Below are 8,313 nucleotides of genomic sequence, written 5' to 3' on the forward strand. Positions count from 1 at the left end.
ATATTTGTAAGATAGCATTCATAGATTAAAATTAATATAATTTGCAGTTATATTTTAATGTAGCATTTATAGATTAAAATTAATATAATTCGCAGTTATATTTGTAATGTAGCATTTATAAATTAAAATTAATATAATTCGCAGTTATATTTATAATGTAGCATTTATAAATTAAAATTAATACAATTCGCAGTCAAATTTGTAACAACGAGTGCGATGGTCTTCATAAATTAACATATAGTGTTGTTATTTAATATATTGTAACTCATATCTGTTCCGTAAAAAGATATTTGCCACTAACAAGACTGTTTTTATCCGATTGAATTATTATCATAGTCGGTTTGCCGTCTTGATAATAAATTGAGAATATCTCACCCCAAACCTCAACTTTCCCATCTTCAGTAATATAATTAGCAATAGCCGAATTAATAATCTTAACAGTATTTAATGACAGACTACTCGTTGACGCCGAATCTTCTTTTAAGAAAAATTTAATGATTTCGCCTTGGACACGATTTTGATTATCAACCACCTGAGGATTTCCAAGGGCATAACCCGAATCACCCTTTAGAAAATATACCAAAGAGTCACATTTTAAGATGGTATTTTCCGTTCGCGCATTAATGCTTTCAATAGCAAAGAATTGCGCTTCGCGATTCTTAAGCATCATTTTATTGCTTTGGACAATAACTGCTTCATTGTCTTTTTGCCCAATAATTTTCAGTACTGGTTGTGAATCAATTATGCCAATCTGTTCTTTAAAATCATATTTTGCCCGTTTACTGGTTGCTTCAATATTCTGTGTTTTTTCTTTTATGATAATATCGCTTTCAGAATAAACTATATTTTGTCGATTATCTAAGATTAGATGTGAGGTTTCAATTGATAATGTCTCAGAATCGACTTTAACTTCAGTTTTGAGAATAGTCTTTTTCTGGTCAAAATAGTAGCGTGCGGTTTCAGCCGTAATTTTGAATTGTGGATGCTCAATTACTACTTGAAAAATCTGAGCCACATTATCTCTTTCCCAAAATAATGCATTAGTGCCATTAATTTTTGTATCTTTATCAGTTATGGTAATACCTTGGGGAAAAGATGTTGCCCGACCTCTTTCAGTATCAATAATTTCCATTTTCGGTGCTGAAATTTCAGCCGCGATTAAACTTGAGATAATAAATAAACAAAGGAGATAGAGTTGATATTTCATGAAATAGATTAATTGTTTGCCAGTTTTTCTTTTCATTCGTTTTAATAAGAATTAGAATTCATAGGTTGATTTTCCGGTAACACTACTTTTAATTTCTATTCGTTTAAGTGCTGCATCTGAGATTAGACCTTTGCCTTCAATTACACCCTGTTTGTTTTCAATCTTTACCCAGGCATCAGTCGTAATAATCCTCTCTCGATTGTTCCATACCAAAGAATCGGTATGCAGAATTGTGCCGTCAGTGGTCTGAACCACGACGCTGTCTTGAGCAACTAAATCTGAAGTTTGAGTATAGACCACTCCTTTTTTCGCATCAAGAGTGGAATAGATTGAGCCATCTTCGTCGTAAAATAAAATGTGCGGATTGTTAACAACTATCTTTTGCGAACTAATATTAGTTTCTTCGTAAACATAGGCTTTATCCGCAAACAACCGATATAATTTCTGACCACTGGAACTCTCAAAAAGGGTAAAATTAGTCACTATCTGAGACGGCAATGGTTCTGATTGGCCAGTATGTGATTTAGGCTTACAAGAGTTAAAATTAATAATGAAAAACCCAAAACTAAAGATAAACATTAAAAATACAAACCCTGAAAATAATTTTGCAAGTAGTCTTTTTTTCGGTATCAGCATTTTCCTATATTGCCCGGGTATGGCGATTTTCTATTATGGTGCTTAGCCTTTTCATATTCGGTTTTTCCTATTATTTTGCCCAAAAGACCCATTGGTCAGGATATGTTTGTAAGAATGGTAAGAACTGTTGGACAATGTTTTGGCGGATTTCGTCTTGACTAAGATGAGGCATAATTGCTTTTCCGACTGAAACTTTAATCCTTTTATCTTGAGAATAGATAAAAATCGGCACAATCGGTAATGAATACCGCCGACTCAAAATCGAAGGCACTTTATTCTTTATCGCATCCGATAATTCAGTTAGTATTTTGCCCCCAGAATCAGTGTTAGTATTGTCTAAAACAAACCCTAATATTGAAGGCTGTTTACTTTTCATTTTATCTTGCAGCGATTTAAGGTTATAAATTAAGTGAATATTATTGTTGCTCCTTTTCTTAGTTAAATAGTTATTTAATCTTTGGTCTTGTTGATTTTGCACACTTAATAAAATCTCATAACCGCTACGAGCAAAAATTTTGGGTAACAGTTCCCACGGTCCAAAATGAAAGGAAACAACAACACAAGGTTGATTACTCATCATAATATTTTCACGCTTAATCTTCTTATTGTCAAGGATTTTATCGTTTCCATCTCTAATGGCTTCTTTATTACTTCCACGAATTTTCTTTCCCGAATTTTGCTCGATTTTGGGAAAAATTTTTTCACCGCGGATTTGAATGCAATCAAGAGTATTGTTATCAGTTTTTATCATCAAAGCAAGATTTTTTCCGACACCTAAGGCATTTTTTATCCAGAAATATTTATCCTTCCGACCAATTATCTTAAGATAGTTAAAATAAATTTCTTTGCGGTATTGCGGTTTTAATAAAAGATAAGTTAGGATGATTAACTGGGAGAAATATATTGCTAAAGATAAAGGTAATAAATTAATTAAGAATATTAACCCAACGAGCACGATTAGTCATTTTTGTCGAGTGAATTTTGACAGGCTCGGATAAACCCGACAAATAATGGATTAGGCCTTAAAGGCCTTGAGGTAAATTCTGGATGAAACTGGGTGGCAAGAAAGAAAGGATGGTCTTTTAATTCAATGATTTCCACTAAATTATCTTTACCGACTTTTGAAGTACCACTAATTATTAAGCCCTGTTTTTTTAGAATCGGCACAAAACGATTATTGACTTCATAACGATGTCGATGCCGTTCTTGAATTTCTAATTGCTGGTAACACTCATATGCTAAACTGCCTTTCTTCAATTTTGTAACATAAGCACCTAACCGCATCGTTCCGCCTTTTTGTCGTTTTCCCCGCTGACTGGGTAAAAGATAAATTACTGGATAACGAGTTTTCGGATTGAATTCAGTTGAATTTGCTCCTGGCAGTTTACAAACTGACCGGGCAAATTCAATCACGGCACATTGCAATCCAATACATAAGCCGAAAAAAGGAACTTTCTGAGTCCTTAGATAATTGATTGCGGCAATTTTGCCTTCGATGCCCCGAACGCCAAAACCTCCCGGCACAATTACACCCGATAAACCCGATAATTTTTCTTGGGCATTACTCTGATTGATCGATTCGGCTTCAATCCATTTAATCTCGGCTTTGACATTCCAGTAAGTTGCTGCATGATGAATCGCTTCAACCACACTCTTGTAGGCATCATGTAAAGCAATATACTTTCCGCAAATGCCAATCGGAATTATCACTTTAGGATTTTTACTCTTTTCAACATAGTCCTGCCAATGCTGTAAATTGTGTTTCCGAGATGGATATTTCAAATGCAATAATTTTGTAATCAATTCATCCAAACCTTGCTTCTTAAAAATCAAAGGAATTTCATAGATATTATCTACATCTAAGGCTTCAATCACGGCCTGTTTCGGCACATTACAAAACAAAGCAATCTTATCTTTAGCATCTTGGGGTAATGGTAATTTAGTCCGGCAAAGTAAAATATCAGGTTGGATACCGATTTCTCTTAATTCTTTGACTGAATGCTGGGTTGGTTTAGTCTTGTATTCACTGGAAGTTTCAATAAATGGCACCAAAGTCAGATGGACATATATCACATTTTCTTTACCTTCTTCAATTTGCATTTGTCGGGCTGCTTCTAAAAATGGCAAACTCTCAATATCACCAACTGTGCCTCCAATTTCGGTGATAATCACATCAACTTTATTGGCTAATCTTCGGATACTGTCTTTTATTTCATTAGTGATATGAGGCACAACTTGAATTGTGCCACCTAAAAAAACTCCTTTGCGCTCTTTTTCAATAACTGAATTATAGATTTGACCAGTAGTAAGATTATGATATCGGGTTAAATTTTGGTCCAAGAATCGCTCATAATGTCCTAAATCTAAATCTGTCTCCGCTCCGTCTTCAGTAACAAATACTTCGCCATGTTGAAAAGGACTCATTGTGCCTGGGTCAACATTAATATAAGGGTCGAATTTTTGTAAAGTTACTTTCAAACCTCGACTTTTTAAGAGCAAGCCGATTGAAGCAGTGGCAATACCTTTACCCAGAGAAGAAACAACACCACCGGTTACAAAAATATATTTGGGCATAATCTAAGATAAAGAAGATAAACAAAAAGTCAAGAGATTATTGCAATGTGTCCAAGAGATACTATACAGTTTATGAGATTTAATTATAATGGATATGTGAGACAGGTCTTGAAATTAGCAAAAACTAATTAACTTTTAGTTGCCTTGTGCCTTTCCTGGAACATTTTATATATTAAACCAATTATCTTCTGGTTACTATGTACCTGTAACATTTATATTTTGAACTCCGGAAAAGTTAATTTTACTATATTTTTGCTTTTCTTTGTCCGCAATTTGTTCCGCTATCCTACAAAAGGGCTGTTTGTCAGAATATTCTATTTCTCTGCGAACAGAAGTTTTCAAATGATAATTGCGCAAAACTTTCTTAAAAGGAAGGGGGCTAGGGTGGGGTTAGCCTTGCCCATACTACCCTTCAGCATATCGCTAAAAGTGAATTACCGTATAAGCGAAATACGAGGTCGCCTACCAGTTAGCTTGAATCGTATAGTAAAATGTCTTGAAGTCTATATTTCAATCTGTAAAAAACAGATATTCTTTTTAGGCCTTCCTAAATGTGTCTTAACTTATTTATAAGACCGCCCTTGAAATAACTTAAAACAGAATCTGAGAGAAAATCTAATACCATTTCAGATAGCAATTTTATTACAACATTTTGCTTTACAATAGGTTATAAGTTAGACAAGAAACTTCTCAAGTAAAGACTATTAAGAGTAACATTTTGGTTAGGACTGACCTGCTATTTACTTTAGACCTTGAACTTTTGAGCATTTGATATTTGCTGACATTGAAATTAAGCAGTTGCAACTTGCGATTGTTTTTTAACACCGAACTTTGGCAAATGTCATCTTTTGTTTGTATTTGAGATTCGTCACTGAAATTAAGCAGGTCTAACCTGTTATTGTCTTTAGACCTTGAACTATTGAATATTTGACATCTACTGACATTGAAATTACGCAGTGCAACCTCTTATTTCATCCATTCTGTTTTCGCTCTTTAGATTTTGGTTTATTCTGCAAAACGTTTCCTGAATTTTTTCACAAACAACTAAAAATACTAAACAGTTCTTATATTCTTGTTAAATGAATAAGTTTAGCAGTTTGTTCAGACCGTTCTATTTTATTATCACTAATCTTTCAATTATTTTCTTTTATCATTAAAAATTTTACAGGAATTTTATTTCAGGTAGCATAAAAAATTTTGTGTATTTGCGTTTTCTTCTATTGGGTGCGTTCTCTTTTTCTTATTATTAAAATTGTCCGTTATAGGAGGATACATCTTTGTTTTTAACATATCAATTCCAAATTTACACAAGACATTAATACACGATACCTTTATCTTACTTTCCCTTGACGAAGGATAGTTCTTAATTTATAATTAAGTTTAATGACTAAAAAAGGACCTGTAAGCGAACTTAAAGAAAAGTTGGAAACACTCAGCGCTGAAGCCAAAACTCATTATGAAAATTATTTACGGCTTCTGGCTGAGTTTGAAAACTTTCGTAAACGCAAAGAGCGCGAAATTGATGAGTTTCGGTTATATGCCAATGAAAATTTGATGACTGAACTTATTCCGGTTTTAGAAAATTTTGATCGCGCCTTAGCCTGTAAAGATTTAGCAGTCGCAAATAATAAAGAGAGTTTACAAAAAGGTCTGGAGATTGTCTATCGACAGTTGAAAAGTATTTTAGAAAAATTTGGTTTAAAAGAATTCTCCATGCAAGGCCAAGAATTTAATCCGAAAACTTGTGAGGCTATCAGTTTTATTGAAACTAATGAGAAGCCGACTAATACTGTTGTTGAAGAGATTGGTAAAGGTTATTTGTATTATGATAGAGTAATCCGTCCAGCAAAAGTAATTGTCGCCATACCAAAGAAAGAAGATAACAAGCAAAAGTCGGATAAAGATAAGGAAAATAATTTGGCCTAATAAGAGGTGAGATAGCGCATCAGAATATTTTTCCGAAATCGATTCTCAATTAAAATAGTCTAATAAATTATAAGAAGTGATACTATAAGACAGGAGGAGAATTATGGCAAAAGTTATTGGTATTGATTTAGGAACAACTTTTTCTTGTGTTGCGGTAATGGAGCGGGGACAACCGGTTGTAATTCCTAATCCTGAAGGTGGAAGAATTACGCCGTCAGTAGTCGCTTTTGGCAAAGAACGACTTGTGGGGACGCTTGCACGACGCCAGGCGATTATTAATCCTGAACATACTGTCTTCTCCATTAAGCGTTTTATGGGGCGCCGTTATTCAGAAGTTACTGAAGAGATAAAAAGAGTTCCCTATAAAGTAGTCGAAGCCCCAAATGGCGATGCTTGGGTTAAGATTGATGATAAGACTTATTCTCCACCAGAAATCTCAGCAATGATTTTGCAGTATCTGAAAAAAGCGGCTGAAGCCTATTTAGGCGAACCTGTAACCAAAGCGGTCATTACTGTCCCGGCTTATTTTAATGACTCTCAACGTCAAGCAACAAAAGATGCGGGTAAAATTGCAGGTTTAGAAGTTCTGCGGATTATTAATGAACCGACCGCGGCATCTTTGGCTTATGGTTTGGATAAGAAAAAGGCTGAAAAGATAGCGGTTTATGATTTAGGTGGTGGCACCTTTGATATTTCTATCTTAGAAATTGGTGAAGGGGTCTTTGAAGTCCGTTCTACTAACGGTAATACCCATTTGGGCGGAGATGACTTTGATGCCCGGATTATGGAGTGGATATTAGAGGAATTTCGCAAAGAACACGGCATTGATTTGTCCAAAGACCGGACTGCTCTCCAACGCATTCGAGAGGCTGCGGAAAAAGCCAAATGCGAACTCTCCACGGCAATGGAAACGACGATTAGTTTACCTTTTATCTGCTCAGACTCCAAGAAAGGTCCGCTCCACATTGAATTAAGATTAACTCGTGCAAAATTAGAAGCCTTGGTCGAGGATTTAATTCAAAGCACACTTGGTCCAGTAAAACAGGCATTAGAAGACGCTAAGTTAACTCCATCACAAATTGATGAAGTGATTTTAGTTGGTGGTCAAACTCGAATGCCCAGGGTCCAAGAAGTTGTGCGAAACTTCTTTAACAAAGAACCGAACAAAAGCATCAATCCAGATGAAGTCGTTGCAGTTGGTGCGGCAATTCAAGCTGCGGTTTTGGCTGGTGAAGTTAAAGATGTCGTGCTTTTAGATGTAACTCCCTTATCTTTAGGTATTGAAACTTTAGGTGGCATAATGACCAAAATCATTGAACGCAACACGACAATTCCAACTCGTAAAAGCCAAATCTTCACCACTGCTGAAGATAACCAGAGTGCTGTTACAATTCATGTACTCCAAGGCGAAAGAGAAATGGCCGTTGATAACCGAACCTTAGGTCGATTTGAACTTATTGGTATTCCACCTGCGCCTCGTGGTGTGCCGCAAATTGAAGTAACCTTTGATATCGATGCCGATGGTATCTTACATGTCACTGCCAAAGATTTAGCAACCAAAAAAGAACAGAGCATTCGTATTACTGCATCATCGGGTTTAAGTAAAGAAGATGTCGAAAGAGCAATTAAAGATGCTGAAGCCCATGCTGCTGAAGACCGCGCCAAACGGGAAGTGATTGAAGCCCGCAATCGTGCTGACACTTTAATCTACCATACAGAAAAAAGTCTTAAAGAGTTTGGCGACAAAGTCTCTGAATCCGATAAAAAGAATATTGAAGATGCTATCAATCGTCTCAAAGAATCAATGAAAGGCAATGACAAATCAGCAATCGAGCGCGACATCGAAGCCTTACAAAAAGCAAGTTACAAACTTGCGGAAGAAATGTATCGACAAGCACAAGGTAAAAGTGCTGAAGCGACGACCAAAGAAGAAACTAAATCGAGCGATAAAAAAGTCGATGCCGACTAAT

At 35.5% G+C, this 8,313-nt stretch carries 5 protein-coding genes and 1 pseudogene; 2 read left to right on the plus strand and 4 right to left on the minus strand.

Annotated elements, in window-relative coordinates; genetic code table 11:
* Positions 1–265: 265 nt before the first annotated feature.
* The 4 genes from lptC (N2201_00835) to N2201_00850 form a co-directional block, all read right to left on the minus strand.
* Positions 266–1,243 carry an LPS export ABC transporter periplasmic protein LptC gene (gene lptC, locus N2201_00835; GenBank protein MCX7784765.1) on the minus strand — a complete coding sequence of 326 codons (978 nt, stop codon included), beginning with the start codon at positions 1,241–1,243 and terminating at the stop codon, positions 266–268.
* A gap of 15 nt (positions 1,244–1,258) precedes the next feature.
* Positions 1,259–1,843, minus strand: a complete 585-nt coding sequence (gene lptC / locus N2201_00840; protein ID MCX7784766.1) for an LPS export ABC transporter periplasmic protein LptC — start codon at positions 1,841–1,843, stop codon at positions 1,259–1,261.
* Between the two features lie 70 nt (positions 1,844–1,913).
* Positions 1,914–2,798 carry a hypothetical protein gene (locus N2201_00845; GenBank protein ID MCX7784767.1) on the minus strand — a complete coding sequence of 295 codons (885 nt, stop codon included), beginning with the start codon at positions 2,796–2,798 and terminating at the stop codon, positions 1,914–1,916.
* A gap of 2 nt (positions 2,799–2,800) precedes the next feature.
* On the minus strand, positions 2,801–4,417 hold the full coding sequence (locus tag N2201_00850; protein MCX7784768.1) for a CTP synthase: 1,617 nt from the start codon (positions 4,415–4,417) through the stop codon (positions 2,801–2,803).
* Positions 4,418–5,800: 1,383 nt separating this feature from the next.
* Between N2201_00850 and N2201_00855 the strand changes: the two genes are divergently transcribed.
* The gene (locus N2201_00855) at positions 5,801–6,343 is read left to right on the plus strand and encodes a nucleotide exchange factor GrpE (protein ID MCX7784769.1); all 543 of its coding nucleotides are present in this window, start codon (positions 5,801–5,803) and stop codon (positions 6,341–6,343) included.
* Positions 6,344–6,446: 103 nt separating this feature from the next.
* Positions 6,447–8,297: pseudogene (gene dnaK, locus N2201_00860) on the plus strand (molecular chaperone DnaK).
* Positions 8,298–8,313 lie beyond the last annotated feature (16 nt).

The sequence above is a fragment of the candidate division WOR-3 bacterium genome, from assembly GCA_026418155.1.
GTDB lineage: Bacteria > Hydrothermota > Tepidihabitantia > Tepidihabitantales > CAIPLT01 > JAOABV01.

Excerpts from the sequence above, each read along its gene's own strand:
- lptC (MCX7784765.1), bottom strand. The coding sequence starts at position 1,243 with ATGAAAAGAAAAACTGGCAAACAATTAATCTATTTCATGAAATATCAA.
- lptC (MCX7784766.1), bottom strand. The coding sequence starts at position 1,843 with ATGCTGATACCGAAAAAAAGACTACTTGCAAAATTATTTTCAGGGTTT.
- N2201_00850 (MCX7784768.1), bottom strand. The coding sequence starts at position 4,417 with ATGCCCAAATATATTTTTGTAACCGGTGGTGTTGTTTCTTCTCTGGGT.
- N2201_00855 (MCX7784769.1), top strand. The coding sequence starts at position 5,801 with ATGACTAAAAAAGGACCTGTAAGCGAACTTAAAGAAAAGTTGGAAACA.